The organism is Streptomyces sp. NBC_01618 (genome assembly GCF_045209435.1).
GTDB lineage: Bacteria > Actinomycetota > Actinomycetes > Streptomycetales > Streptomycetaceae > Streptomyces.
This window is the reverse complement of sequence record NZ_CP109297.1, coordinates 7,397,763-7,424,513: the sequence shown is the minus strand read 5'-3', so window position 1 is coordinate 7,424,513 and position 26,751 is coordinate 7,397,763. Positions and strand designations below refer to the sequence as shown.

At 71.0% G+C, this 26,751-nt stretch carries 26 protein-coding genes and 5 pseudogenes; 15 read left to right on the top strand and 16 right to left on the bottom strand.

Translation table 11 applies throughout. From position 1 onward, the window contains the following. Positions 1-839: 839 nt before the first annotated feature. From OH735_RS34520 to OH735_RS34490, 7 genes and pseudogenes are all read left to right on the top strand, one after another. Positions 840-971: a hypothetical protein gene (locus OH735_RS34520; protein WP_351827172.1), complete on the top strand. Its 132-nt coding sequence runs from the start codon at positions 840-842 to the stop codon at positions 969-971. A gap of 15 nt (positions 972-986) precedes the next feature. Beyond that, the gene (locus OH735_RS34515) at positions 987-1,754 is read left to right on the top strand and encodes a hypothetical protein (protein WP_406385571.1); all 768 of its coding nucleotides are present in this window, start codon (positions 987-989) and stop codon (positions 1,752-1,754) included. Between the two features lie 178 nt (positions 1,755-1,932). Further along, positions 1,933-2,184: a hypothetical protein gene (locus OH735_RS34510; RefSeq protein ID WP_406385570.1), complete on the top strand. Its 252-nt coding sequence runs from the start codon at positions 1,933-1,935 to the stop codon at positions 2,182-2,184. Between the two features lie 528 nt (positions 2,185-2,712). Continuing rightward, positions 2,713-2,895 (top strand): annotated as a pseudogene (locus tag OH735_RS34505) (class F sortase); the annotation flags it as partial. Between the two features lie 130 nt (positions 2,896-3,025). After that, complete coding sequence (locus OH735_RS34500) at positions 3,026-3,487, top strand: universal stress protein (RefSeq protein WP_406385569.1); 462 nt, start codon at positions 3,026-3,028, stop codon at positions 3,485-3,487. 109 nt (positions 3,488-3,596) lie between these two features. Further along, positions 3,597-5,045, top strand: coding sequence for an amino acid permease (locus tag OH735_RS34495; RefSeq protein ID WP_406385568.1), 1,449 nt, complete (start codon positions 3,597-3,599; stop codon positions 5,043-5,045). Positions 5,046-5,298: 253 nt separating this feature from the next. Continuing rightward, positions 5,299-5,868: a sigma-70 family RNA polymerase sigma factor gene (locus OH735_RS34490; RefSeq protein ID WP_406385567.1), complete on the top strand. Its 570-nt coding sequence runs from the start codon at positions 5,299-5,301 to the stop codon at positions 5,866-5,868. Here the strand turns inward: OH735_RS34490 and OH735_RS34485 are convergent. Then, positions 5,802-5,999 (bottom strand): zf-HC2 domain-containing protein, encoded by a 198-nt coding sequence (locus tag OH735_RS34485; protein WP_406385566.1) that lies wholly within the window; start codon positions 5,997-5,999, stop codon positions 5,802-5,804. The genes OH735_RS34490 and OH735_RS34485 overlap by 67 nt on opposite strands. Positions 6,000-6,124: 125 nt before the next feature. On the opposite strand from OH735_RS34485, the gene OH735_RS34480 reads away from it, so the two are divergent. Beyond that, positions 6,125-6,643 carry a hypothetical protein gene (locus tag OH735_RS34480; RefSeq protein WP_406385565.1) on the top strand — a complete coding sequence of 173 codons (519 nt, stop codon included), beginning with the start codon at positions 6,125-6,127 and terminating at the stop codon, positions 6,641-6,643. A 19-nt stretch (positions 6,644-6,662) separates the two neighbouring features. On the opposite strand, the gene OH735_RS34475 is transcribed toward OH735_RS34480, so the two are convergent. The 10 genes and pseudogenes from OH735_RS34475 to OH735_RS34430 form a co-directional block, all read right to left on the bottom strand. Then, complete coding sequence (locus OH735_RS34475; protein WP_406385564.1) at positions 6,663-7,853, bottom strand: sensor histidine kinase; 1,191 nt, start codon at positions 7,851-7,853, stop codon at positions 6,663-6,665. After that, positions 7,850-9,331 carry a cation acetate symporter gene (locus OH735_RS34470; protein WP_406385563.1) on the bottom strand — a complete coding sequence of 494 codons (1,482 nt, stop codon included), beginning with the start codon at positions 9,329-9,331 and terminating at the stop codon, positions 7,850-7,852. The genes OH735_RS34475 and OH735_RS34470 overlap by 4 nt, the downstream gene beginning before the upstream one ends. Further along, entirely contained in the window at positions 9,328-9,690 is a 363-nt protein-coding gene (locus OH735_RS34465) for a hypothetical protein (RefSeq protein ID WP_406385562.1), read from the bottom strand. The genes OH735_RS34470 and OH735_RS34465 overlap by 4 nt, the downstream gene beginning before the upstream one ends. Positions 9,691-9,754: 64 nt before the next feature. After that, complete coding sequence (locus OH735_RS34460) at positions 9,755-10,507, bottom strand: LytR/AlgR family response regulator transcription factor (protein WP_384459805.1); 753 nt, start codon at positions 10,505-10,507, stop codon at positions 9,755-9,757. A gap of 63 nt (positions 10,508-10,570) precedes the next feature. After that, the gene (locus tag OH735_RS34455) at positions 10,571-10,936 is read right to left on the bottom strand and encodes a zinc finger domain-containing protein (RefSeq protein ID WP_406385561.1); all 366 of its coding nucleotides are present in this window, start codon (positions 10,934-10,936) and stop codon (positions 10,571-10,573) included. Positions 10,937-10,972: 36 nt separating this feature from the next. Then, positions 10,973-11,827, bottom strand: a complete 855-nt coding sequence (locus tag OH735_RS34450; protein WP_406385560.1) for an amidohydrolase family protein — start codon at positions 11,825-11,827, stop codon at positions 10,973-10,975. Position 11,828: 1 nt separating this feature from the next. Continuing rightward, positions 11,829-12,140 (bottom strand): L-rhamnose mutarotase, encoded by a 312-nt coding sequence (locus OH735_RS34445; protein ID WP_406385559.1) that lies wholly within the window; start codon positions 12,138-12,140, stop codon positions 11,829-11,831. A 1-nt stretch (position 12,141) separates the two neighbouring features. Then, positions 12,142-13,131: an aldo/keto reductase gene (locus OH735_RS34440; RefSeq protein WP_406385558.1), complete on the bottom strand. Its 990-nt coding sequence runs from the start codon at positions 13,129-13,131 to the stop codon at positions 12,142-12,144. 145 nt (positions 13,132-13,276) lie between these two features. Beyond that, complete coding sequence (locus OH735_RS34435; RefSeq protein WP_406385557.1) at positions 13,277-14,668, bottom strand: wax ester/triacylglycerol synthase family O-acyltransferase; 1,392 nt, start codon at positions 14,666-14,668, stop codon at positions 13,277-13,279. Between the two features lie 166 nt (positions 14,669-14,834). After that, positions 14,835-15,083: pseudogene (locus OH735_RS34430) on the bottom strand (ATP-binding protein); the annotation flags it as partial. Between the two features lie 271 nt (positions 15,084-15,354). Here OH735_RS34430 and OH735_RS34425 point away from each other — a divergent pair. Continuing rightward, positions 15,355-16,722 (top strand): FAD-dependent oxidoreductase, encoded by a 1,368-nt coding sequence (locus OH735_RS34425; RefSeq protein WP_406385556.1) that lies wholly within the window; start codon positions 15,355-15,357, stop codon positions 16,720-16,722. A gap of 94 nt (positions 16,723-16,816) precedes the next feature. On the opposite strand, the pseudogene OH735_RS34420 reads toward OH735_RS34425, so the two are convergent. Continuing rightward, positions 16,817-17,026, bottom strand: a pseudogene (locus OH735_RS34420) (chitinase); the annotation flags it as partial. On the opposite strand from OH735_RS34420, the pseudogene OH735_RS34415 reads away from it, so the two are divergent. The 4 genes and pseudogenes from OH735_RS34415 to OH735_RS34400 form a co-directional block, all read left to right on the top strand. Next, positions 17,025-17,676 (top strand): annotated as a pseudogene (locus OH735_RS34415) (iron chelate uptake ABC transporter family permease subunit); the annotation flags it as partial. The pseudogenes OH735_RS34420 and OH735_RS34415 sit on opposite strands and share 2 nt — an antisense overlap. A 133-nt stretch (positions 17,677-17,809) precedes the next feature. Continuing rightward, positions 17,810-18,664 (top strand): YndJ family protein, encoded by an 855-nt coding sequence (locus OH735_RS34410; protein WP_406385555.1) that lies wholly within the window; start codon positions 17,810-17,812, stop codon positions 18,662-18,664. Further along, positions 18,661-19,185: a DUF1990 family protein gene (locus OH735_RS34405; protein WP_406385554.1), complete on the top strand. Its 525-nt coding sequence runs from the start codon at positions 18,661-18,663 to the stop codon at positions 19,183-19,185. Before OH735_RS34410 ends, OH735_RS34405 begins: the two co-directional genes overlap by 4 nt. Positions 19,186-19,259: 74 nt before the next feature. Further along, the gene (locus tag OH735_RS34400) at positions 19,260-20,696 is read left to right on the top strand and encodes a lipase maturation factor family protein (RefSeq protein ID WP_406385553.1); all 1,437 of its coding nucleotides are present in this window, start codon (positions 19,260-19,262) and stop codon (positions 20,694-20,696) included. Here OH735_RS34400 and OH735_RS34395 read toward each other — a convergent pair. The 4 genes and pseudogenes from OH735_RS34395 to OH735_RS34380 all read right to left on the bottom strand — a co-directional run bounded on the left by OH735_RS34395 (position 20,674) and on the right by OH735_RS34380 (position 23,559). Continuing rightward, entirely contained in the window at positions 20,674-20,922 is a 249-nt protein-coding gene (locus OH735_RS34395; protein ID WP_406385552.1) for a hypothetical protein, read from the bottom strand. The two genes, OH735_RS34400 and OH735_RS34395, sit on opposite strands and share 23 nt — an antisense overlap. 63 nt (positions 20,923-20,985) lie before the next feature. Further along, positions 20,986-21,351 (bottom strand): annotated as a pseudogene (locus OH735_RS34390) (ammonia channel protein); the annotation flags it as partial. 174 nt (positions 21,352-21,525) lie between these two features. After that, a complete protein-coding gene (locus OH735_RS34385; RefSeq protein WP_406385551.1) occupies positions 21,526-21,702 on the bottom strand; it encodes a hypothetical protein in 177 nt (58 codons plus the stop codon). 372 nt (positions 21,703-22,074) lie between these two features. Further along, positions 22,075-23,559: an SDR family NAD(P)-dependent oxidoreductase gene (locus tag OH735_RS34380; protein WP_406385550.1), complete on the bottom strand. Its 1,485-nt coding sequence runs from the start codon at positions 23,557-23,559 to the stop codon at positions 22,075-22,077. Between the two features lie 393 nt (positions 23,560-23,952). Here OH735_RS34380 and OH735_RS34375 point away from each other — a divergent pair, with 393 nt between their 5' ends. Then, positions 23,953-25,125, top strand: a complete 1,173-nt coding sequence (locus OH735_RS34375; RefSeq protein ID WP_406386861.1) for a PP2C family protein-serine/threonine phosphatase — start codon at positions 23,953-23,955, stop codon at positions 25,123-25,125. Beyond that, positions 25,122-26,747: an ATP-binding protein gene (locus OH735_RS34370; RefSeq protein WP_406385549.1), complete on the top strand. Its 1,626-nt coding sequence runs from the start codon at positions 25,122-25,124 to the stop codon at positions 26,745-26,747. The genes OH735_RS34375 and OH735_RS34370 overlap by 4 nt, the downstream gene beginning before the upstream one ends. Positions 26,748-26,751: the final 4 nt, after the last annotated feature.

Genomic DNA, 26,751 nt, shown 5'->3' with positions numbered 1-26,751 from the left:
CGAGCTGAAACGGAAATTAGCCGTCCGTTATTGGTCACACACCACTGGCATGTGCAACCGTCCGGTCGCTGCGGGTGACATCGGGCGACGAAACGGTCCCGGAGAGGCACTCCGGCGTTCTCTGGCGGCACCAACCGGTTCGGCTCCCAGGGCGCCGCGTACCATGTGCCCACAAGGGCCCGGGTGTTGGGCCTGCCGGCGGTCATTGGCTCCGGTCCTTGAGTTTCCTCGGTCCCATCGAAGGTGACAAAGCCCTGGTGGCGGCACCTTTGACGGCATTCCTTGGCAATGCGGCGACGGCGGGGCGTAAATCCTCCACCACTGCGGTCAGTTGTGTCCGATGAATTCCCCGAGCCGCAAACACCCGGCACCCCAGGTCCCCACCATCAGGGGAATCCGGGCCGTCCCGGGCGTGCCCCGCGACGGGCCGGAACATGCTCCCCGTCGTGTACGGATCACTCATAGGGCGGCTCACGGCAGCCGTCGCACTTCTCTGGCTGCTGACCGCTCCGGCGCCCGCCGTGGCGGACAACTGCGCGTTTGCCTCCATCGGTGAGAGCGGTGGGAATTCGGCGGTCGCCGCGTCGGGCAACGGCCACTGTCACGCGGGCCCGGCGCCCGAGCCGACCCGACGGCCCGCGCCACCACCCCGGCCCCCTGCACCGCCACCTCCACCGCCTCCACCTCCTCCGCCGCCTCCTCCTCCGCCCCCGCCAGTACCGCCAGCACCGCCCGCACCGCCCGCACCGGAACCGGAGCCCGTGCCACCGCCCCCTTCACCCCCACCATCGCCCTCGCCCTCGCCGTCCGTACGTCCCACGCCTCCCGCGCCCCGGCCCGTGGCGCTCCCCACCTACCGCAAGCCGCCGCGCAAGGTCCCGCGGCGCGGCACCTCCCTGGTCACCCTCACCCTGCTGATCACGGCGCCCGCGGTGTTCGCCGTCGCCGTGCTGCGTCCCCGCTCCCGATGACCTCCGGAGAAACCCATGTCGGAATGGCTTGTTCTCACCCTCGCGATGGTCGCGGCCAGCGCCGTCGTCCTGACCATCGCCGTACTCAACAACCGCCGAATCGGAGAGGATGACGACCCGTCCGAGACCCCTGACGTCATCGAGTACATGACGATGATGATCGGCGTCGTCTACGCGATCGTGCTGGGCCTCGCCATCGCGGGCGTCTGGGAGGGCCGCAGCGCCGCCCAGGAATACGTACGCCAGGAGGCGCAGGCGCTGCACGAGGTGAGCGTTCGATCCGCTGTCTACCCGGCCGAGGTGCGTACGCGCATCCGCGCCGACGTCGATGCCTACGTGCACCACGTCGTCCACGACGAGTGGCGGTCGATGACCGAGCACGGCTCCCTCGACGACGAGGGGGCCCGGCTCCTCGGCCGGGTGCGCGCCGATGTCACCGACTACCACCCGAAGAACGACCATGAGGGGCAGGCATATCAGCCACTGGTCGATCAGGTCGCCGCGGTCGACGACGCCCGCAGCGGACGCGGGCAGAGCGCCGGTGCGACCATGCCGGGCGTGGTCTGGTTCGGCCTGATCACCGGGGCGCTGGTGACCGTGGGACTGATCTTCACGCTGCAGATCCGCAGAACCTTCCGCGAACTGCTGCTGGCCGGTCTCTTCAGCGTTCTGATCGCCTTTCTGCTCTTTCTGATCTGGGACTTCGACTCCCCCTTCGGCCGGGGCATCTCGGCCACCGCCGCTCCGTTCCTCGACCTGTTCCCCGGCGCGGCGGGCGGATAGCGGTCCCGCCGAAGTCTGGTCGGAGTGCGCCGCTCGGGGGAAACCCGTGCCCCGGGCGGCGCACCCCGATCGCCGGTGAAATGTGTGACTTCTAGCGTTTGGCGGGTCGAGGTGCATTTCTGACGCTTTGTGGAAAACCGTTCCGCAACTGCTCCTCGGGGAACCGGAGGAATCAACGATGCGTGCAATAGGCGTCGCACCCGTCGCCCTGCTCGGCGTCGCCGTTCTCGCCCTGACCGCTCCGGCCGCGACCGCGTGGGCCGAGACGTCGGGAGGCGCGTCGTCCGCGACCGGATACACCGTCACTCCGTCGGTGATCGTGCCGGGGAGCCAGGTCGCCCTGGTCGCCCCGGGGGTGCACAACTGCTGGCCCAGTACCTCGTTTTGGCGAACATGGGCACGATTGAGTGAACGGAGTTCCGGTCTGTAGGTGCGCGGCGAGCTGTGCGTAGTGTGTGTGACGCGATCTGGGACGCCGGGTGTGGCGTCAGCAGTCGGGGCCCCCGTATCACCAGCGTGATGGTCCGGGGCCTCCCCGTCGCCTCTGGCCACACCCACATGGCCAGGTCGTAGGAATCCCGCCCACCCGGGACGGACCGCATACCTGATATGCGTCGCCGACCGGGACGAGAAAGCGGAGGACCAGTGCGCCCAACACCGTTCGGGACGTGCCAGTGAGACAGGACTCACTCCTGCCCACTGCCCAGGAACGGTGCTCCACAACCGCCACGGTCGGCTCTGGAGCTTTCGAGACGACCGCCATCCCCAGGGACGGCAAGGAGAAGCCCCACGCACTGAGAGCAGGGCAGTGCGGCCCGTTACGCCCGTCGCCCCGGGTCCTGTTCGCAGGACTCGGGGCGACGGGCGTATCGGGCCGGTGCCACCCGTTCGCCCTTCCCCGATCGCCGTCCGGCCGTGCGGCGCCTAGGGTTCCAGGCGTCGCGACGAAGGGAGAACCATGGGCCGGGACAGTTGGCGCGCCGAGCGGACCAGGCACGTACCGTGGGGCGCCGTCGCCCTGGTGGTGCTCACCGGTCTGGCCCTGGCGCGCAACGGTGCGGACTTCTCGCTGGGCCCTCCCCGGCCGGTCGCCGCCGCCTCGGCGGACGTCCAGGGGGCAGCCGCCGGAGCAGGTGCCGCCGCCCGGCCGCACCCGGCGGGGGCGCTGCCTCCGGGCGGCGGCCGCGCACCCACCGTCGCCGGAACACCGTGATCCGGTAGTCGCCGTGCCCGGGGCGGGCCCCGCACCGGGAGCGGATAGCCTCACTGCCGTGACAGACCAGCAGCCCCACCAGTTCGAACGTGGCACAGACGGCCCAAAGGTGATCGTCTCCGGCCTCGACGGGTCCGACTCCTCCATGCGTGCCGCGGCCTACGCGGCGGGGCTCGCCCGACGGCAGGGGGCGATGCTCGCCCTCGTCTACGTCCAGCCCGTGCTGCCCGCGGGCGCCACGCTCGGAGCGCCCATAGCCGATACGACCGGCGAGGTCGCGGAGGGACTCGTGCACGAGATCCGGCAGGCGACGGAACGGATGAAGGACATATGGGATGTGCGCTGGGAGTTCCATACCTTCCACGGTGCCCCCTACAACGGGCTCGTGACGGCTGCGGACAAGCTGAAGGCCGATGCCGTCGTGGTGGGCGCGTCGGAGTCGGCCGGGCACCGGTTCATCGGTTCGGTGGCGATCCGGCTGGTGAAGGCGGGCCGTTGGCCCGTCACGGTGGTCCCGTAACCGTCGCGGAATCCTCACCTCCGCCGGACGGCACGCCGTCTTCCGCACCGACCCCGCCTGGGTCATCATGAGCGCCCGTCAGGGACAGCCGTCAGCAAAGAGGTGACTCATGGCCAGGCTCCGAGTGGGCGAGGGTGTTCTGCGCCGCAAGCCGATCGAGCAGATCGACGAGAAAGGGCCGGCGGGCGACGTCACCACTCAGCTCACCAGAACGCTCGGCTTGTGGCAGCTCACGGCGATCGGTGTGGGCGGGATCATCGGCGCGGGCATCTTCACCCTCGCCGGCACGGTGGCGAACGGCACCGCCGGGCCCGCGGTGCTCATCTCCTTCCTGATCGCGGGTGTGGCGAGCGCGGCGGCCGCGTTCAGCTACGCGGAGTTCGCGGGCCTGATCCCGAAGGCCGGCTCCGCCTACACCTACGGATACGCGGTGCTCGGCGAACTGGTGGGCTGGTTCATCGGCTGGGACCTGCTGCTGGAGTACACGGCGATCGTCGCCGTCGTCGCGATCGGCATCTCCGGCTACTTCAGCTTCCTGCTCGGGGAGTTGGGACTGGATGTGCCGAAGTGGATGCTGGGCGCGCCCGGCACCGGGGACGGCCACCGGGTGGACCTGTTCGCCGCGCTGCTCTGTCTGCTCGTGGCGTACCTGCTGACTCTCGGCATCAAGAACGCGGCCCGCTTCGAAACGATCGTGGTCGTCCTGAAGGTCCTGGTCGTTCTGCTGGTCATCGGCGTCGGCGTGTTCCACATCAACACGGCCAACTACCACCCCTTCTTCCCGTTCGGGGTGAGCGGCGCCTTCACCGGTGCGGCCACGGTGTTCTTCGCGGTGTTCGGGTACGACGCCATGTCGACGGCCGCGGAGGAGTCCAAGGACGCGCAGCGGCACATGCCCAAGGCGATCCTGTATTCGCTGGGGATCTCCATGGTGCTGTATGTGGCGGCGTGTCTGGTGCTGACGGGAATGCAGAGCTACAAGGAGATCGACCCGGAGTCCGGCTTCTCCACGGCATTCAAGTCGGTGGGGCTGAACAGGCTCGCCGATCTGATCGCGGTGGGCGCGATCATCGGCATTCTCACCGTGATGTTCACCTTCATGCTCGGTGTGACCCGGGTGTGGTTCTCGATGAGCCGCGACGGGCTGCTGCCGAAGTGGTTCGCCAAGACCCACCCGACCCGGCACGTGCCGACCCGGGTGACGTGGATCGTCGGCGCGGCCTCGGCCGTGATCGCCGGTTTCCTGCCGATCGGCGAGGCCGCCGAGCTGACGAACATCGGCATTCTGCTGGCGTTCGTGGTGGTGTGCATCGCGGTGATCGTGCTGCGTTACAAGCAGCCCGATCTGCCGCGTACGTTCCGCACGCCCGGCATGCCGTTCGTGCCGGCTCTCGGGGTGGTGTTCTCGATCTGGCTGATCACCTTCCTGCAGTGGCAGACGTGGGTGCGGTTCGTGGTGTGGTTCCTGGTCGGCCTGGTGATCTATTTCGGCTACTCGTACCGGAAGTCGGAGATGGCGAAGACACCGGAACGGGACACGGGATCCGGAACGGGCTGACCCGACGCCCGTACGGGCACCGGCACCGCACCGCCCCACGCCCGTACGGGCACGGGCACCGCCCCGCCCGTCGCTCGCCCGCCGTACGGGCGCCCTCCCCCAACCGCCCGACCGTTCACCGCACCATTCGCCGCACTGTGCGACCGCTCGTCGCACGGAGCCGCCCATCGCCTGTTCCCCGGCGCCCCGATGCGTTCGTATACGGCAGTCGGCAGCGAAGCGGCAGGGGCCTCGGCGGAGAAGGGCGTTCACGATGACCACCACGACGACCGATGAGCGGACCCTCGCGGATCTCCAGCGGGAGCACGGCCCCGCCCTGTTCCACTTCCTGCTCGGGCTGACCTTCGGCGACCGGCAGCGGGCCGAGGACCTGCTCCAGGAGACGCTGGTGCGGGCCTGGCAGCATCCGGAGGCCTTCGACGCTCCGTACGAGTCGATGCGGCCCTGGCTCTTCACCGTCGCACGGCGTCTCGCCATCGACGCGCGACGGTCCAGGCAGGCCCGGCCGGCCGAGGTCAGCGATGTCGTGCTGGAGACCGCCGCGGGTGCGCAGGACACCGCGGAAGCCGCGGTATCGGCCCTCGACGTACGCGATGCGATGCGCGCCCTCAGCCCGGAACACCGTGCCGTCCTCGTCCAGATATATTTCCGCGGGCTGAGCGTGGGCGAGACGGCGCGGGCCCTCGATATTCCGGCGGGCACCGTCAAGTCCCGGTCCTACTACGCGCTGCGCCAGCTCTCCCGCAGCCTGCCGGGCTACTCCAGCAGGTCCTCCTCGCTCAGCAGGGCGAGGAGCGCGACGGCCTCCGCGACCTCCACGTAGTCGGCCGTGCAGCCGTCGCAGGCCAGCAGATGGCGGGAGACCGCGCGGGTCTCGCGGACCGTGAGCGCGTCGAGCACATAGGCGCCGAGCAACTGCCGCACGTGCGGGCCCTCCCCGGGATCGGCGGTCATCGCATCCTCGTGTCGTGAACGGATCCGGTCGGGACGGATCCTGTCCTTCTGGCCACGCGGGGCGCGCTCCCCCGGTTCAATGCTCCGTGAAGCCCGGTGCCGAGAAGAGAAAGAGGCGAGACGGGATGCGCCCGGAACGTCAGGATGGGACCAGTGGGGGCGGGCTGCTGGTCCCGATGGCCTGGATGTATGCCGAGTACGTCGCAGACGAGCTGCTGCGGACCGGCGATCTGATGGAGCCGTCCACGCTGGAGTACCGCGCGGGCCGCGACGCGCTCGCGCTCACCATCTTCCTCTCCGACGACGGGGCGGACGCCGCCCTGCCCGCTGCCCGGCTGGACGAGCTGCGGCTGTTGACGGCGTACGGGGCGGCCTGGGCGGGCTGGGTCCGTGACCGGCTCCACGCACCGGACGCGGCGCCGGGGCCCGTGTCAGGCGCCGCGGATCCCGATCTGGTGCTGGCCCGCGCCGCCTGGCGGTGGCTGGAGGAGACCGAGCTGCTCGCGGCCGATCTCGATGCGCTCGGCCCGCCGCCCCGGGAGCCGGCGGACGGCGGGGCGGACGCGCAGGAGGCGGCCCAGGTGTGGACGCCTGCCTGGCAGCTGGGGCTCCCGCTGGGGCATCTGGCGGTCCACCTCCACTGAGCTGCGCCAGGTTCGTCCGTCAGGAACCGTGCACTCCCGCACGGTACTTGGGCAGCCGTACCGTGATCTTCATCCCGACGCCGATGCCGGTCTCGATGACGAGCCCGTAGTCGTCCCCGTACACCTGGCGCAGTCGTTCGTCGACGTTCAGCAGTCCGATTCCGGTTGATTTGCCACCCTCGCCGCGCAGGATGTGCCGCAGCCGTTCCGGGTCCATTCCGGTGCCGTCGTCCTCGATGACGACCTCGGCCTCGGAGCCGGCGTCGAGTGCGCTGATGGTGATGCGGCTGCTGGTGACGGCTCCTTCGAGGCCGTGCTTGACGGCGTTCTCGACGAGCGGCTGGAGGCAGAGGAACGGCAGGGCGACGGGCAGCACTTCGGGGGCGACCTGGAGAGTGACGGCGAGCCGTTCGCCGAAGCGGGCCCGGACCAGTGCCAGGTACTGGTCGATGGAGTGGAGTTCATCGGCGAGGGTGGTGAAGTCGCCGTGGCTGCGGAACGAGTAACGGGTGAAGTCGGCGAATTCCAGGAGGAGTTCGCGGGCCTGCTCGGGGTCGGTGCGGACGAACGAGGCGATGGCGGCGAGGGAGTTGAAGATGAAGTGCGGGGAGATCTGGGCCCGCAGCGCCCTGATCTCGGCCTCGATGAGCTGGGTGCGGGAGCGGTCGAGTTCGGCGAGTTCCAGCTGTACGCAGACCCAGCGGGCCACTTCTCCGGCCGCTCGCGCGAGCACCGCGGATTCGCGCGGGGCGTAGGCGATGAGGGTGCCGAGGACCCGGTGGTCGACGGTGAGCGGCACGGCCACGGCCCAGCGCAGCGGGCAGTCGAGGTCGTCGCAGTCGCTGGCGAAGGCGGTGTCGCGGCCGCTGGCGAGGAGATCCCGCACCTGGTCCATGACGTGCCGGCCGTGGTGTTCGCCCGCGCCGTCCCAGACGAGCACCCGGTCGCGGTCGGTGAGGCACAGGGCGTCGGTGCCGAGCAGGGAGCGGAGCCCGCGGGCGGATTTGCGGGCGCTCTCCTCGGTGAGTCCGGCGCGCAGCGGGGGCGCGGCGAGCGAGGCGGTGTGCAGGGTCTCGAAGGTGGCGTGCTCGACGGGGGTTCCGACGTCGCTGGTGCGGACGGGGCGGGCGGTGCGGCGGCCGAGCAGGAAGCCCGCGCCGAGCAACAGAAGGACGAGCAGGACGACTGCGGCGTATCCGGTTCCGGTCATCGGTGTCTCCCCGACGTCAGTGCTTCGGGCAGGTGGAAGCGGGTCATGGCGGCGTTGGTACCGGGTGGTATGCGGCCGGGCGTGGCGAGGGACACCAGGACCATGGCGAGGAAGCCGACCGGCACCGACCAGACGGCGGGCCAGGCGAGCAGGGCGTGCGGCCAGCCGGGCGGGCGTACCGCGCCGCTGACGGTGATGGCGACGGACAGGAACGCGGAGCCGCCGCCGAGCAGCAGTCCGGCGATCGCGCCGGGCGGGGTGAGCCGCCGCCACCAGATGCCGAGGACCAGCAGCGGGCAGAAGGAGGACGCGGAGACGGCGAACGCCATACCCACCGAGTCGGCCACCGGGACCCGGCTGACCAGCAGCGAACCGGCCAGCGGTACGCACATGGCGAGGACGGTGGCGAGCCGGAAGTGCCGTACCCCGCGCGACGGGAGCACGTCCTGGGTGATGACGCCCGCGACGGCCATCGTGAGGCCGGAGGCGGTCGACAGGAACGCGGCGAAGGCGCCGCCCGCGATGAGCGCGCCGAGCAGCTCCCCGCCGAGCCCGCCGATGACCCGGCCGGGCAGCAGCAGTACGGCGGCGTCCGCGTCCCCGCCGTGGATCAGCTCGGGGGCGTACAGCCTGCCCAGGGCGCCGTAGACCGGCGGCAGCAGGTAGAACACGCCGATGAGGGCGAGGACGGCGACCGTCGTGCGGCGGGCGTCGCGGCCGTTGGGGCTGGTGTAGAAGCGGACGACGACGTGGGGCAGGCCCATGGTGCCGAGGAACGTCGCGACGATCAGTCCGTAGGTGGCGTACATCGGATGGTCGGCGCGGAAGACGGAGAGCTGTTCGTCGAAGTGGACGCGGGGCCGCCCGTCGCCCTGCCAGGCGAGCACCAGGAAGATCGCGGGGACGAGGAGTGCGGTCAGTTTCAGCCAGTACTGGAAGACCTGTACGAAGGTGATGGACCGCATTCCGCCCGCGGCGACGGCGATGACGACGACGGACGCCACGAGCACGTCGCCCAGCCAGCCGGGCGCCCCGGTCAGGATCTTGAGCGTCAGTCCCGCGCCCTGGAGCTGCGGTACGAGGTAGAGCCAGCCCGCCGCGACGACGAAGACGCTCACCAGCCTGCGCACCTGCCGCGATTCCAGCCGTCCTTCGGCGAAGTCGGGCAGGGTGTACGCCCCCGAGCGGCGCAGCGGTGCGGCGACGAAGACCAGCAGCACCAGGTAGCCCGCGGTGTAGCCGACCGGGTACCAGAGCATGTCCGGGCCGTGCACGAGGACCAGGCCCGCGATGCCGAGGAAGGAGGCCGCGGAGAGGTATTCGCCGCTGATCGCCGCGGCGTTGAGGCGCGGCCGTACGGTGCGCGAGGCGACGTAGAAGTCGGAGGTGGTACGGGAGATGCGCAGCCCGAAGCCGCCGACGAGGACGGTCGCGACGACGACGGAGCCGACGGCCGCCACGGCGTACGCGCGGCTCACGGTGCGGGGCGGCCTTCCACGAGCCGGGCGAAGTCGCGTTCGTTGCGCTCGGCTCTTCGCACGTACCACCAGGCGGTCAGGGTCAGGGGCGGATAGGCGGCGAACCCGAGGACCGCCCAGACGAGCGCGGCGCTGTGCAGGGCCTCGAAGACCAGGGGCAGTGTGCCGACGACCACCGCGAGGACGACGAAGGCGGTGAGTCCGGCGCGCAGCTGGCCGCGCATCAGCGAGCGGACGTACGCGCCGCCCAGTGCGGTCTGCTCGTCGATCTCCGACTGGGTGCGGTAACGCGGCAGCGGGCGCACCCGCCGGGGCTCCCCCGTCACCACTTCGCGCCGGGGCGTTGGCTCTGCGGACATGGGCCCGGAGTGTACGCAGCACCGGACCCTCGTGGGAAGGGGTTCGGGTCCGGGTAGTCCCTGGTCAACGGCCGGTCCGGCGCATCAGCAGATCGCGCAGCGCGCGGGCGTGGCGACGGCTCACGGCGAGCTCCGCGGTGCCGACGCGCACGCTCATGCTGCCCGCGTCCAGGCGGAGTTCGTCGATCCGGCCCAGCGCGACGAGATGGCGCCGGTGGATGCGTACGAAGCCGCGGGTGCGCCAGCGTTCCTCCAGGGTGGTGAGGGGGACGCGGACGAGGTGGCTGCCGGTGGCGGTGTGCAGCCGGGCGTAGTCGCCCTGGGCCTCGGCGTAGGCGATGTCGTCGATCGGGATGAACCGGGTCACTCCGCCGAGTTCCACCGGTATCTGGTCGCCCGCGGTGTCCAGCACGGGTGCGGAGCGGTCGCCGACCTGTTCGGCCACGCGGCGGACGGCTTCGGCGAGGCGTTCGCGGCGGACCGGTTTGAGGACGTAGTCCACGGCTTTCAGGTCGAAGGCGTGGACGGCGAATCCCTCGTGCGCGGTGACGAAGACGATGAGCGGGGGTGCGGCGAACCCGGCCAGCAGCTGGGCGACGTCGAGGCCGGTGAGACCGGCCATGTGGATGTCGAGGAAGACGACGTCGATGGCGGACGGGTCGTCGGGGCCCGCCTCGACGGCACTGCCGATGCGGCGCAGTGCCTCGGTGGCCCCGGTGGCACCCTCGGCGCTGCGGATGCGGGGATCGGCGCGCAGCAGGTAGAGGAGTTCCTCCAGGGCGGGTTCTTCGTCGTCGACGGCGAGTACGCGCAGCATGGGCGGAGTGTAGAACGTGGCTGGGGGTGCCGGGCCGGAGTGCGGGGCACCCACCGGACCGGGCTACTTGAGCAGTCGGAACAGGCGGCGGTCGGCCGGCGGTTTGCCACCGGTCTGGCAGGTGGGGCAGTACTGGAGCGAGGAGTCGCTGAACGACACCTCGCGGATGGTGTCCCCGCAGACGGGGCACGCCTCGCCGGTGCGTCCGTGGACGCGCATCCCGCTCTTCTTCCCGGCCTTGAGCTCTCCGGCCCGCAGTCCGCCGGAGCGGGCGACCGCGTCGCGCAGTGTGGTGCGCAGCGCGGTAAGGGGCGGGTCGTACGTCTTGAGGACGCTGACGGCGAGCGGCAGGACGCGGTCGGTCTCCCTGCCGACGAGGTGGTCGTCGAGGAAGACCCGCAGGGCTTCGGCTTCCGGCAGCTCGGGCATGGCTCCAGACTGCCGGAAGCCTGGGCCGGTAGCCTGTCAGAGGCCGTACACGCGCTCGGCGGTGGCGGCGAGGACGCGGTGCCGCTCGTCCTCGGTGAGGGCGTCGGTCAGGGTGCGTGCCGTGTCGACGACCTCCGGGTACGTGGCGGCGAGCCGGCACACCGGCCAGTCCGAGCCGAACATCAGCCGGTCGGGCCCGAAGGCGTCGAGGACGGTGTCGGCGTACGGGCGCAGATCGCTCACGGTCCAGGAGTGCACATCGGCCTCGGTGACCAGCCCGGAGAGTTTGCACACGGTGTTGGGGCGGGCGGCGAGGGCCCGGAGGTCGTCGGCCCAGGGGTGCAGTTCACCGGTGGCGACGGGCGGTTTGCCGGCGTGGTCGAGTACGAAGGTCAGCCCGGGGAGCAGGGCGGCGGCCTGGACGGTGGCGGGCAGTTGGCGGGCCTGGACGACGAGGTCGTAGACGAGCCCCGCGTCGGCGACGGCGGCGAGTCCGCGCCGGACGTCGGGGCGCAGCAGCCATGCCGGGTCGGGTTCGCCCTGGACCTGGTGGCGGATGCCGACGAGCCGGTCGCCGCCGGGGAGTTCACGCAGCGCGGCCAGGGTGTCGGTGATGTCCGGGGCGGTGAGGTCGCACCAGCCGACGACGCCCGCGACGAGGTCGTCTGTGTGGGCGAGGGCCAGGAACTCGGGGGTTTCCGCGGGGACGGTGACGGTCTGGACGAGGACGGTGGCGTACACCCCGGCGGCGCGTGCCTCGGGCTCCAGGTCGGCGAGGGTGAAGGTGCGCCGGAGCGGGGCGAGTTCGTCGCCGGTGATCCAGTCCTGGTCGCGTACCGACAGGTCCCACACATGGTGGTGGGCGTCGACGATCCGTTGCGGGTCGCTCATGTCACAGCTCCCAGGCGACCGGGAGACCGGCATCGGCACCGTCCGAGGAGTAGTCGTGCGCAACGTCGAGCAGCTCGGCCATCCTGGCCTGCCAGGCGACGTTGACCGGGAGTTTCTCCAGTTCGGCGAGGAGTGCGGCGTAGTCCTCGCAGTCGATGACGTGGAAGAGGTCGGTGCCGCTGCGCCAGATCGTCCAGGAGGTGGCGCCCGCCGCGCGGATCGCGGTGGTGAGCTCCGCGGGGACTTCGCGGTGCGCGGCCTCGTACTCCTCGACGCGGTCGGCGCGGACCTTGGTGTGCAGGGCGATTCTCATGTCAGTGTCCGTCCTCGGTGAGCAGTCCCTCGGCGCGCAGGTCGTCCCAGAGTGCGTCCGGGATCTCGCGGCGGAGCAGGGCGGCGGCGTCGCGCACCTCGTCCGGGGAGCGGGTGCCGACGAGCACTCCGGCGACGGCCGGGTGCGCGAGCGGGTAGTGGAGGGCGGCGGCCCGCAGCGGGACGCCGTGGCCCTCGGTGACGGCCTTGATCCGCAATGCCCGGTCCAGGAGGGCCAGGGGTGCGGCCGTGTAGTCGTACCTGGCACCGGGGCGCGGGTCGGCGAGGAGCCCGGAGTTGAAGACCCCGCCGACGACGACGCTGCGGCCGCGGGCGGCGGCCTCGGGCAGCAGCTCGGTGAGGGCGGACTGGTCGAGGAGGGTGTAACGGCCCGCGCAGAGCACGACGTCGACGTCGGTGTCGCGCAGGAAGCGGGTGAGCATGGCGGTCTGGTTCATCCCGGCACCGATGGCTCCGACGACGCCCTGTGCGCGCAGCTTCTCCAGCGCCGGGTAGGCGGCGTGGAACGCAGCCTCCGCGTGGTCGTCCGGGTCGTGCAGATAGGCGATGTCGACGCGGTCGAGTCCGAGCCGTTCCAGGCTGTCCTCGATGCTGCGGCGCACGCCGTCGGCGCTGAAGTCCCAGCGGCGGCGGTGCGTGGCCGGCACGGCGAAGCCCTCGCAGAGCCCGTCGGACATGGGCTCGGTGGCGGCGCCGGCGGGCAGCGGGTCGAGCACCCGTCCCACCTTGGTGGACAGTACGTAGGAGTCGCGGGGTCTGTCGCGCAGGGCCTCGCCGAGGCGTCGTTCGGAGAGGCCGAGTCCGTAGTGCGGCGCGGTGTCGAAGTAGCGGATGCCCTCGTCCCATGCGGCGTCCACGGCGGCGGCCGCCTGCACGGGGTCGACGGCGCTGAAGAGATTGCCGATGGCGGCGGCTCCGAAGGACAGTTCAGTGACCTCGACCGTGCTGCTGCCCAGCCTGTTGCGCCGCATGCTTCCGTCGCCCTCCCTCGTGATCGCTTCCTGCACACAGCGAATATTCATCGGATCACTTGGGCACGTCAACACTTCGGGCACCACGATCTGCGGCACTTTTCCAGAGATCTGTCCGATCTATGGCTGATCCGATACGGGCCGTTCAGCCGGTCGGCAGCAGTTCGAGCAGGTGCGCCACCTCGTCGTGGGCGCAGCTGGCCAGCCGCTCCAGATCGGGCAGCGCCTTGCCGTCGGCCACCAGCCCGACCCGTACCCGGCCGCCGTACATGGACAGGGCGATGGCCAGGGACTGGCCGCGGGCCAGCGGCGCCATCGGGTAGACGGCGCGCAGCGGGCAGCCGCCGAGCGAGAGCGCCGAGCGCGGCAGGGGCACGCTGGTGACCAGGACGTCGAAGAGCATCCGGGCCGCGTTCCCGGCGATGGGCGCGCCGAAGCGGTGGGCCAGCGAGGGCAGTTGATCGGCGAGCACGGCGACCGCGCCGGCACCGCGGAAGGGCCCCGCGGACTTGTTGCGGTCCATGGCGGTGCGGACGGCACGGAGCCGTTTCCAGGGGTCGGGTTCGCGGACCGGGAGTTTGAGGAGATAGGCGGAGAGCTTGTTCCCGGTCGCGGCGGCCTGGCCCGGTCTGCGGCGGGAGACCGGCACCAGGGCACGCGGGTCCTCGGCCGGCAGCACCTCTCCGCGCTCCAGCATCCAGCGGCGCAGTGCCCCGGCGACGACCGCGAGGAGGACGTCGTTGGTCGTGCCTCCGGCGGCGCGGCGGATCCGCTGGACCGCATCGAGGTCCAGGTCGGCGGTGGCGAGCCGCCGGGTGCCGCTGGAGCTTGCGGTGAGCGCGGGCGCGCCGCGCAGATCGAGGCGGCTGGCCCGCACCATGGAGGCGCCGACTCCGAAGGCCCGGCCGAGGTCCTCGATCCGGCCCAGCGCGAGGCCGGCGACCTGGCGCGGGCCCGGCATCCAGGAGCGGGGCGGGACCACGCGCGCCCGGCGGGTGGGGATGCCGCTGCGGGCGCGGCCTGCGGCGGAGGCAATCTCGTCGAAGATACCGGCGCCGATGGCGACCGCGCGCATTCCGTCGGCGAGCGCGTGGTGGAGCTTGACGAGCACGGCGAAGGGGCCGCCGTCCGCGCCGCCGATCACGTACATCTGCCAGGGCGGCAGGCCCCGTTCGAGCGGCCGTTCCATCAGCTCGCCCGCCAGCCGGGTGGCGCCCGCCATGAATCCGTCGTCCCCGCCGCGCGACTCCGCCTCGGTCAGCCGCACCCGCGCGATGTGCCGCCGCACGTCGAAGTCCTTGTCCACGAACCAGGCGGCGCCGCCGACCGGCAGCAGTACGTCCCTGACCCGCATCCGCAGCCGTGGAATCGCGGCGGCGCGGCTGCCCAGCAGTTCCGGCACGGTCTCGGTGCTCACGCCGTGCGCCGGATCGGGTGCCGGTGAGAAGACGGCGAGCGCGCCGAGGTGCATGGGGTGGGCATCGGATTCGAGGTGCCAGAAGGCCAGGTCGAGGGGTGTCAGCAGCTCAGTGCCCAACGGATCCTCATGTCATCGAAAGACAGGACTGACGGAAGGGCAGTCAATCGCTTGCGGTCGGTTACGGTCAAGCACAGACATGTTACGTTCTGTTACTGTCGGGTAGTGCACAGCGTCTGTCGGGCCACGTCTACGGCGTCCCCTCGGGCGATTCGCTCCATCCGCTTCATTCGTTCTCCGGAATGACGAATTCGCACCACACGCACTTGCCGACGCCCCGCGACTCCACGCCCCAGAGGTCCGCCAGCCGGTCCACCAGCATCAGCCCGCGTCCGGAGACCCCGTCCTCCCCCGCGTCCCGGCGCCGGGGCAGCGCGCTGGAACGGTCCTCGACATCGACCCGCAGGCGCCGCTCGGACCCGGTGAGCACCCGGATCGTGACGATCGCCCCGCCGTCGGTGTGCATCAGGGCATTGGCGGGTCACTCTGCCATCATTTGTCCGAATCTTCGAGCGAACCCCGTACGGGTGGGGCATTCCGGCGCCAGGCGTTCGGGGGCGGTTCCCGGACCCGTGACCGGACACCGGAGGGCACCGTCCGGGAGCGCCCGGAGAGCCGCCCGCCCGGAGAGCGCAGGCCGGCAACGGTTACCGTGTTCCGTGGAGCACGGTAGGCCCAGCCGGTCGGTCTTGCCTCTACCCTGCGCCGCACCGCCCGCTTCAGCCCGTTCTAAGGACCGCAACTCCATGACCCGCCCCGTCCGCGTCGCCATAGTCGGAGCCGGCCCCGCCGGAATCTACGCTGCGGACGCTCTGCTGAAATCCGAGGCCGCACAGGATCCGGGGGTTTCGATCGACCTGTTCGAGCGGATGCCCGCCCCCTTCGGCCTGATCCGTTACGGGGTGGCCCCCGACCACCCGCGGATCAAGGGCATCGTCCAGGCACTGCACCAGGTGCTCGACAAGCCGCAGCTGCGGCTGTTCGGCAACGTCGACTACCCCTGCGACATCGACCTGGACGATCTGCGGTCCTTCTACGACGCGGTGATCTTCTCCACCGGTGCCGACGCGGACCGCGCGCTCGACATCCCCGGCAGCGGCCTGGACGGCTCCCACGGTGCGGCCGACTTCGTCTCCTGGTACGACGGACACCCCGATGTGGCGCGCACCTGGCCGCTGGAGGCGGAGAAGGTCGCCGTGCTCGGGGTGGGCAATGTGGCCCTGGACGTGGCGCGCATGCTCGCCAAGACGGCGGACGAACTGCTGCCGACCGAGATACCCGCGAACGTCTACGAGGGCCTGAAGGCCAACAAGGCCCTGGAAGTGCATGTCTTCGGGCGCCGTGGGCCAGCGCAGGCCAAGTTCAGCCCGATGGAGCTGCGGGAGCTGGACCACTCGCCGAACATCGAGGTCATCGTCAACCCCGAGGACATCGAGTACGACCAGGGCTCCATCGAAACCCGGCGCGGCAACAAGCAGGCCAACATGGTCGCCTCCACGCTGGAGAACTGGGCCATCCGCGACGTGGGCGACCGACAGCACAAGCTGTTCCTGCACTTCTTCGAGTCCCCGGCGGAGATCCTCGGCGAGGACGGCCGGGTCGTCGGTCTGCGCACCGAGCGGACCGAGTTGGACGGCACCGGGAACGTCAAGGGCACCGGACGCTTCACCGACTGGGACGTGCAGAGCGTCTACCGCGCGGTCGGCTACTACTCGCAGGAGCTCCCGAAGCTCCCGTTCGACGTGACCTCGGGCACCGTCCCGCATGCCGCGGGGCGCGTCGTCGACGGCGCGGAGCCCATGCCCTCGGCGTACGTCACGGGCTGGATCAAGCGCGGCCCGATCGGCCTGATCGGCCACACCAAGGGCGACGCCAACGAGACGGTCGCCTGCCTCCTGGAGGACCACGCCACGGGCCGGCTGGCCGTCCCGGCACAGCCCGAGCCGGAGGCCGTCACCGCGTTCCTGGAGGAGCGCGGCGTCCGCTACACCACCCGCGAGGGCTGGTACCGCCTGGACGCGCACGAGCGGGCGCTGGGCGCGGAGCAGGGGCGCGAGCGGATCAAGGTCGTGGAGCGCGACGCCATGCTGGACGCTTCCGAGCCCCGCTCCTGAAGTACACACCGATGGCCCGGTCGGCCGCCGACGGCGGCCGACCGGAAGGGCAGCTCCGTCCACCTCGGCGGAACTGCCCGGCCCGCGATTTCGCTCAACAGCCCTGCACCGCCGTGACGTTGTCCCCGAACATCCACCCCTTCGGCCCGTCCCGGTTGAGGGACCAGGCCATCAGGCCCTTGAGACTGTTGCCGTAGTGGTTCCACGCCTGTGCGACCTGACCGGTGCCCATGTGGCCGCCTCCGGCGCCGGGTTGAGCCAAAAGTCCCGGAACCTGCTTGTCGCAGGGGACCTTGATGGTGGACACCATGTGGTGGACACTGCCCGGTGCGCTGATCGCCGGTCTGCTCGTCCATGCGATCGGGTCGGCGGGGTCCGGCGGCGGTCTGGTGCGGCTCGTGCTCGCCGGTGCGGTGCTCTCCGCCGTACTGACGGCGTTCATCCAGGCGGTGACGCCGAGCCGGCCGAAGGTCTTCGACAGCTACCGGTACTGGGTCGTCGGCGCGCTCGGCGGCCGGGACTTCGACGTCTTCTGGTCGGTCCTGCCGTTCGCGGTGTCCGGTCTGCTGATTGCGGCCCTGCTGGGGCCTGGCCTCAACACGCTCGCACTCGACGACTCGACCGCGGCGTCCCTCGGCGAATCCGGCCCTGGCGCGGGCGGGCGGGCTGCTCTCGGCCACGCTGCTGAGCGCTGCGGCGACGGCGGCCGTCGGCCCGATCGCCTTCGTCGGGCTGGCCGCTGCGCATGTGGTACGCGCCCTGACCGGTGTCGACTTCCGTATGCAGATCCTTTTCTCGGCGCCGGCCGGTCCCGCGCTGCTGCTCCTCGCGGATCTCTGCGCCCAGCAACTGCCGCTCTTCGACAACCTGCCCGTCGGCATCAACACGATGGCCATCGGGGGCGCGTACCTCGGCTGGCTGCTGGTACGGGAGTGGCGCCGGGGAGTCCTGTGAGTCCCTACGGGGCTGCCGCCCGCCGCTGAAGCATCTGAACGGGCCACGTTGCCACGGCCTCCCTTGAACGCGTTCAAGGGAGGCCGTAGAGTCGTCGCCAAACATACTTGAACACGTTCAAGTCGGGGGCTCGATGTCTGTACTGGTCAATCTGATCGTCATGCTGGGCATGTTGGTGGTGGTCCCCGCGGGGCTACGGCTGGCCGGTGCTTGCGAACTGGACCGGATGCGACGGCTGTGGCCGCTCTTCGCCGTGCCCGGCGCCGTGGCCCTGTGGCTGCCGCGCGGCGTGCCCGCCACCGCCCTGGCGTCCTGCTACGCACTCGGGGCCGTACTCCTCGCCCTGCACGCCCCACCACGGCTGTTCCGCAACCTCGCGACGTCCCGAATCCACGCCGTGACACCCGCCGAGGTCGCCCTGCTCACTGCCCTGGTCACCCCGTCGATCGCCGCCACCGCACTGGTCGCCGAACGCTCGGGGCACCCGCTCTTCGGCTTCGGGCTCGGCATCCTCGCGCTGACCGTGCCGCACTTCCACTTCGCCGGATTCGCCGCCGCCCTGGTCGCGGGACTCGTCGCGCGGGTCGCCGACAGCACCGCGGGAAGGTTCGCCGCGCTGAGCGTGCCGCTGGGCACCCTGCTCGTCCTGATCGGCTACTTCATCGGGGACCGGGCCGAACTGGCCGGAGCGGTGGTGCTGACCGCGGGCATGTGGACCATTGCCCTGCTCACCTGGCACTCGGTCCGCGCCGGGCAGCAGGACCCCATCACCCGGCTGCTGCTCGCCACCTCGTCCGCCGTACTCGCGGTCACCATGGTGCTCGCACTGAGCTGGGCGCTCGGCGAGGCCACCGGGCTCCCGCACCCCACACTGACCTGGATGGCCGCCACCCACGGCCTCGGCAACGCACTGGGCTTCGCACTCTGCTCGGTGCTCGCCTGGCGAAGGCTCCAGAACCCCACCGATCACGAAGGCAGGACCGTATGAGCGCCCTCACCTACCCCGAGGTCGGAGCCACCCGCCTCGGGCCGCTCCCCGACGGATACCACCACCTCCACCACCGGACCCGGGTCGGACGCGGCCGGGCCGACCTGGCGGCGGCGGGCACGGCGGTCACCGGCTGGCGCATGCATCGCACCAGCGGGGCCCGGGTCCGCGCGTCGGCGGGCCGCGCCGAGGCCGGGGTCTCCGTACGGGTGTCGCTGGGCGTCGGCCCGTTCCGGTTCACCGCGCCCTGCCGGGTCGTCTGGGCCGCCTACGAGGACGACCGCATCGGATTCGCCTACGGGACCGAGGTCCGACACCCGGAACGCGGCGAGGAGTCCTTCGTCGTGGATCTGGCGGACGACGGGACGGTGTGGTTCACCGTCATGGCGTTCAGCCGCCCGGCCGCCTGGTACGCGCGCCTGGCCGGCCCCGTCGTACCGGTGCTCCAGCTCTGGTACGCCCGCAGGCTCGGCACCACACTGCGCCGCATCGTCGCCGAAGGCAGGAACAAGCCCGTCTGACCGGCACGAGCCGTCTGACCGGAACGAGCCCGTCTGAAGGGCTGATCCGGGCCACCGGGCCGATACTGGAAGTGATGGACTGGTTCACCGCAGACGGGTACTGGCTCAGTCGGCTGATCTTCCAGCGGGCTCTCGCCGGCGTCTATCTCTTCGCCTTCCTCACCGCCGTGCTCCAGTTCCGGGCGCTGATCGGTGAACGCGGCATGCTGCCCGTGCCCGACTTCCTGCGGCGCACGGACTGGCGCAGCGCGCCCGGCCTCTTCCGGCTCCACTACTCCGACCGGTTCTTCGCGTTCGTCTCCTGGACCGGCTGCGCCCTCGCCGTCGCCCTGCTCGCGGGGGTGGACTCGTACGTTCCGCTCTGGGCGGCGATGCTGCTCTGGGTGCTGCCCTGGGCGCTCTATCTCTCGATCGTCCAGGTCGGCCAGACCTGGTACAGCTTCGGCTGGGAGTCGTTGCTGCTGGAGACCGGCTTCCTCGCCGTGTTCCTCGGCAACGTGCACACTGCTCCGCCGGTGCTGGTGCTGTGGCTGTTGCGCTGGGTGCTGTTCCGGGTGGAGTTCGGCGCCGGGATGATCAAGATCCGGGGCGACGAGTGCTGGCGCAAGCTGACGTGTCTGTACTACCACCACGAGACCCAGCCGATGCCGGGTCCGCTGAGCTGGTTCTTCCACCGGCTGCCGAAGCCCGTCCACCGGGTCGAGGTGGCGGCCAACCATGTCACCCAACTCCTGGTGCCGGTGCTCCTCTTCACTCCGCAGCCGGTGGCGAGCGCGGCCGCGGGACTGATGATCGTCACCCAGTTGTGGCTGGTCCTGTCGGGGAACTTCGCCTGGCTGAACTGGGTGACGATCACCCTTGCCCTGTCCGCCGTCGACTGGTCGTTGTTCACCGAACCGCCGGCGCAGTCGGCGCCGCCCCTCTGGTACGAGATCGTCGTCATCGCCGTCACCGCGCTGGTGGTGCTCCTCAGCTACCGCCCGGCGCGCAATCTGGTCTCCCGCCGCCAGGTGATGAACCGCTCGTTCGACCCGCTGCACCTGGTCAACACCTACGGCGCGTTCGGCAGCATCAGCCGGGTCCGGCTGGAGGTCGTGGTCGAGGGCACGGACGAGCCGGTGCTCCACGAGGGCACGGTCTGGCGGGAGTACGGCTTCCGCGGCAAGCCGGGCGATCCGCGCCGGCTGCCCCGCCAGTTCGCCCCGTACCATCTGCGGCTCGACTGGCTGATGTGGTTCGCGGCGCTCTCCCCCGCTTACGCGGGCCCCTGGTTCGGCCAGTTCGTGGAACGGCTGCTGGAGAACGACCGGGACACGCTGCGGCTGCTGCGTCACAACCCGTTCCCGGACGTCCCGCCCACGCATGTCCGCGCCAGGGTGTACCGCTACCGGTTCACGACCTGGCGCGAACTGCGGGCCACCGGACGCTGGTGGCACCGCACCTACGTGCGGGACTTCATGCCTCCCGTCTCGCTCGGCCCTGCCTGGCTCAGCCCGACCAGGCGACCTTGAACACCCAGGCGTGCTGCCCGGTCCTGCGCGCCGCCGCCGGTACGTCGATCACCAGCGAGCCGCCCGTGGTGCGCCGGCCGAGCGGCCGGCCGTGGCCGAGCAGGGTGACCCGGTCACCGCTGCGGATCGGCACGGGAGCCTCGACGGTGAGGGTCTGCCGAGGACCGGGGCCGAGGCTGTGCCGTCGGCGTAGTGGACCGGAACGAAACTCCTTTCCCTCAACCATCCGATGACTGGTCGGAGTTGCGGTCGGGACCGCACGATCAGCCGGAGGAAACGGACCGGGTCCTCATTTGGACTCCTCGCGGGCCCGCAGCAGTTTGGTGATCTGTCTGACGAGTTCGTCGTCGCTGGTCACGGCCTTGCCGGAGACCAGGGCACCGAGGCGCTCCGCGGTCTGGAAGTCGTAGGCGCGTTCCACCTCCGACCCGGGAACGCTGGCGTACTCGTCCTCGGCACGGAATCCGACGGTCAGCTGGACCACCTTCGCGATGAGCCAGGTGAGGATGAAGGAGAACGCGATCACGGAGACGATCGCGACGAGCTGCTTGCCCAGCAGTCCCCAGCCGCCGCCGTGGAACAGCCCCTTCTTGCCGCTGATCCGAGCGGTGGCGAAGAGGCCGACCATGATCAGTCCGACCAGTCCGCCGCCGCCTGGCCACCGCGGCCGGGTATCTGCTGCTCAGCGTCGGCGCGGGGGTCGGGCTCTCGTTCGCCGGGGCCGCGGTGGCGCAGGCGGTGTTCTGACCGGCAAACGCCCCGAAACGGCCGGACTCCGGCCCACCCGTCGAGGGGTGGGCCGGAGTCCGGGTGTGAAGGCGAGAAGCGCTCAGTCGATGCCGGGCAGGATGTGCGGCTCGGCGAGGTCGTCCTCGTACCCGGCCAGCCGGATCGGTGCGGACCTGGCCCACACCTCGATGTTCAGGAGCTTCTCGGGACCGCGGGCCCGCTCTCCGTGGCTTTCGGCCGGTCGTTTCTCGTGCTTCGTCAGTTCTGGTGTTGTCACCGCGCACTCCTTTGTGTCGCGTAGCCCCGGGCGTCACCGACGCCCCGGTCTCCCAACCGGGCGTCGACCACCCGCGAGGGCAGGGGCAGGAACAGTTCGGTCGCGGTGGCGCCGGATACGGGGCGGGACGGCGACTCGGTTGACAAGCCTGTCCCAGGACGGCCGAGGAGGGTTTTTGGACTCCCCGGTGACATCTGTTCGCATCAGAGTATCCAGATGAGCGCGTTCCCGCTCGATGGAACGTGCACCATGGGTCACTTTCAGCCACCTGGTACGGAAAAGACCCGGCCAGGAACGCTGCCCAGGCCGGGTCCACGGCGCCGCACGCGACGGCGCGACCGATGGCGGCGCCCCCACGGGGCGGCCGGTCGGCTACCAGTTGGCGGGCGCGTAGTCCTTGAGGAAGCAGCCGTACAGGTCCTCGCCCTCCTCGCCGCGCACGATCGGGTCGTAGACGCGGGCGGCGCCGTCGACCAGGTCGAGCGGGGCGTGGAAGCCCTCCTCGGCAAGGCGGATCTTGTCGGGGTGCGGCCGCTCGTCGGTGATCCAGCCGGTGTCGACGGCCGTCATCAGGATGCCGTCCTTCTGGAACATCTCCTGGGCGCTGGTGCGGGTGAGCATGTTCAGCGCGGCCTTGGCCATGTTGGTGTGCGGGTGGCCCGCGCCCTTGTAGCCGCGGCTGAACACCCCTTCCATCGCGGACACGTTGACCACGTAGGAGCGCTTGGCGGCGGTCGCGGCCATCGCCGGGCGGAGTCTGCTGATCAGGATGAACGGCGCGGTGGAGTTGCAGAGTTGGACCTCCAGCAGCTCGATCGGTTCGACCTCCTCGACCGTCTGGATCCAGCTGTTGGTGTCATGCAGGTCGGGCACGAGACCGCCCGCGTCGATCGCCGTTCCCGCGGCGATCCGCTCCAGCGAGGCGGACCCGGTGACCAGCGCGAGCTCGGTGACGTCCTGCGCGGACAGACTCTCCTTGCGGGCGGCCGGGAGAGCCGCGACGCGGTCGACGGTGCCGCTGCCGAAGGTGCCGATGACCTCGGCGGCGGGCAGCTCGCCCGCCGGAAGCGGGGCGGACTCGGCGTTGACCAGTTCGCTGTACGCGTTCGCGGAGCGGCGCACCGTCTGCGCCGCGTTGTTGATCAGGATGTCCAGCGGGCCCTCGGCCGCGACCGAGTCGGCGAGCGCGACGACCTGCGCGGGGTCACGCAGATCGATGCCGACGATCTTCAGCCGGTGGATCCACTCGTCGCTGTCCGGCATCGCCTTGAAGCGGCGGATCGCGTCGTTGGGGAAGCGGGTGGTGATGGTGGTGTGCGCGCCGTCGCGCAGCAGCCGCAGCGCGATGTACATGCCGATCTTCGCGCGGCCGCCGGTGAGGAGCGCGCGCCGGCCTGTGAGGTCGGTGCGGGCATCGCGGCGCGAACGGTTCTCCTTGGCGCACTGCGGGCAGAGCTGGTGGTAGAACGCGTCGACCTCGACGTACCGGGTCTTGCAGATGTAGCAGGAGCGGGGGCGCTGGAGGACACCCGCGATCTCGGCACGGGCCGAGGACGACGGGAGGACCCCCTGGGTCTCGTCGTCGATGCGGTCGGCCGAGCCGGTCGCGGTCGCCTCGGTGACGGTCTTGTCGTGCGCGGTCTTGGCGGCGCGGCGCTCCTGACGGCGGCGCTGCTTCACGGTCCGGTAGATCCCGGCCGTGGCGCGGCGCACCGCGATGGCGTCGGGGTGGTCGATGTCGATGGTGTCGAGTTCGTCGAGCACGCTCAGGCAGACGGCCAGCCGCTCCGGGTCGATACCGGGACCGAACCCCTCAGTACCGGAAGCGAGCTCCGGGCTGTCCTCTGTCACCGTCATTGCCGTTCCTCTGTCGCTTGTCCCTCGTGGCGCCGACCGCCGTACCTGCTCCTGCCGGGCCGAACGCCCCGGTCAAGTCTGCCATGCACGGGATGCTGCTCCGTTCGTGTGATGTCCCTCGCGCTGACGCGCGTGGAGCGGAGCCGCTACGCCCCGACGGCTCCTCCACGGTTCGGTCACATATGCTTCCCTGCGATACGGCCGGGGTTGGGCCGTGCGGTCCGTACAAGGGGGTGGACAGTGGCCGAGCTCCCGGCGGGCAGCTCTCCCGCCCGCGTCGCCCTGCGCCCGGACACCGTCCCCGTACAGAACGGGCCCGCGACGGCCGGCAACGAGTCCGCGAGCGAGAACGGCGCCGGCAACGAGTCCGGCGGCGAAACCGGCCATGGTTCGGTGTGGAAGGTCGACGCCGTGATCCTGCTGGTCGAGGACGACGCCGGTGACGCCCTCCTCGTCGAGGAGATGCTCGCGGACAGCGAGCTGGATTCCGCGCTGACCTGGTGCAGGACGCTCGCGGAGGCGCGCCGGTTCCTGGCCGGCTGCCGGACCCCGTGCTGCGTACTGCTCGATCTGCATCTGCCCGATGTGTACGGCCTGGACGCCGTGACCCGGATCGTCGAGTCGGCGCCGGATGCGGCCATCGTGGTGCTGACGGGCAGGGCCGAGGCCGATACGGGCCTGTCGGCCGTGGCGACCGGCGCCCAGGACTACCTCGTCAAGGGACGGCTCGATCCGGAGGCGCTGGGCCGCTCGGTCCGTTACGCCCTCCAGCGCAAGCAGGTCGAGCAGGCCGCGGCGGCGCTGCGCGCCAACCGGCTGATGGCGCGGGAGAACGCCCGCCTCGAACGCGGGCTGCTGCCCGTGCCCCTGCTGCACGACGACTCCTTCGAAGCGGTGGCCCGGTACGCGCCGGGCCGGGCGCACGCCCTGCTCAGCGGTGACTTCTACGACGTGGTGCAGACCTCCGACGGCACGGTGCACGCGGTGATCGGCGATGTGTCGGGGCACGGGGCCGCGGAGGCGGCGCTGGGTGTCTGTCTGCGGGTGGCCTGGCGCACGGCGGTACTGTGCGCGACCGGCCGGCTCGAACAGGTCCGGCTGCTGGAGGAGATCCTGGTCGCCGAACGCTCCGACCCGCATGTCTTCGCCACCGTCACATCACTGTCCTTCTCCCCGGACCGGCGCCGGGTGCAGGTGGTGCGGGCCGGTCACCCCGGGCTGTTGCTGCGCAGCGGCGACCGGGTGAGCTGGGTCGAGCCCGAGCCGGGGATCGCCCTGGGACTGCTGCCGGGGACGGGACGGTGGAGCGTCTCGGAGCTGCCCCTGCCCGACGACGGCCGGATCGTCCTCTTCACGGACGGCCTCTTCGAGGGGCGTACGGGGCCGGGCTCCCGGCTCGGCGAGGACGGGCTGCTCGCCCTGGCCCGCAGGCACGGGGCGCTGTCGGCCCGCGCGTTCGTGGACACCCTGGTCGACGAGGCCGCCGAGGCGGCGTCCCCGTACGGCGGTCTCGCCGACGACGTGGCCGTGCTCCATCTGGGCTGGGGCCGAAAGACGCCGCGATGAGCGGCCGGGACGCATCGCGGGAGTCCGGGTACGGCCTGATCTCGCGGCTGTCCGTGCAGAACTGGGTCCATCTGATCCTCGCCGTCTTCCTGCTGGTCGTCTGCGCGGGCCTGGCCGTCGGGGGCCTGGTCCTGTCCCGGATATCCGACCACACCACCGAACTGGTGGACCGCATCCAGCCCGCCCGCTCCTCGTCGTTCCAGTTGCAGAACGCGCTGCTGGAGCAGGAGACCGGGGTCCGCGGATTCGCGCTCACCGGCGACTCGACCTTCCTGCGGCCGTACGAGGCGGGGATGCGGGACGAGAAGCGGCGGATGGCCCGCGTACGTGCCCTCGTCGGGGACGAACAGCCCTTCGCCCGCGATCTCGACCGGATCGCCGCGGCCTCCCGGGAATGGCGCAGCGGGCATGCCGAGCCGCTCGTCGCCGCGGTCCGCCGGGGCGGCCCGGCGTCCGATTCCTCGGCCCCGATCCGGCAGAGCACGGACGAATTCGACACCCTGCGCCGCCTGTACACGGCTCAGCAAGCGCATCTCGACCTGGCACGCGACCAGGCCCGCACCGATCTGAGCAACGCCCGCACCACCCGTGACCAGGTGCTCATCTCGCTGGTCGTGGGCTTTCTGCTCGCGGTGGGCTCGCTGAGTCTGCTGCTGCACCGGATGGTGGGCCGGCCGCTGGGCCGGCTGACCGCCGCCTCCGAGACGGTCAGCTCGGGGGCGTTCCGCAAGCGGATCGAGGTCGACGGGCCGTCCGATGTGCGGGCGGTGGCGGCAGCCGTGGAGGACATGCGCCGCCGCATCGTCGAGGAGCTCGCCGAGTCCCGGGAACGCGAGACGCTGCTGGCGGAACAGACGGGGGAACTACGCCGGTCCAATGCCGAGCTGGAGCAGTTCGCCTATGTCGCCTCGCACGATCTGCAGGAACCGCTGCGCAAGGTCGCCTCGTTCTGCGGCCTGCTGGAGAAACGATACGGCGCGGAGCTCGACGACCGGGCGCGGCAGTACATCGACTACGCGGTCGACGGCGCCGGGCGGATGCAGGTACTGATCAACGATCTGCTCACCTTCTCCCGCATGGGAAGGGTGCACGACCGGTGGAAGCCGGTCGACCTGGACCGGTCCCTGGACCGCGCGCTGGCCGATCTCGCGCTGGTCGTCGAGGAGTCCGGTGCCACGGTCGTACGGGAGGTCCCGCTGCCCTCGCTGACCGGGGACGCCACGGCGCTGTCCATGGTCTGGCAGAACCTGATCGGCAACGCGGTGAAGTTCCGCCGCCCCGACGTGCCGTGCCGGATCACGGTGGGCTGTGTGCGGGAGGGCGACGACTGGCACTTCCGGGTGGCGGACAACGGCATCGGTATCGCGCCGGAGTTCTCGCAGAAGGTCTTCGTCATCTTCCAGCGTCTGCACGGCCGGGAGGAGTACGAGGGAACGGGCATCGGTCTGGCCCTGTGCCGGAAGATCGTGGAGTTCCACGGGGGCCGGATCTGGCTGGATCCGGAGACCGCCGAGGGGACCTGCATCCGGTTCACACTGCCGGTCGCCCCCGCCGCACCCGCGCACATCGTGGCGCGGCCGCCCGGCCCGGATCCCGCCGTCGAAGGGCCCGGGCATGGTTGAGATC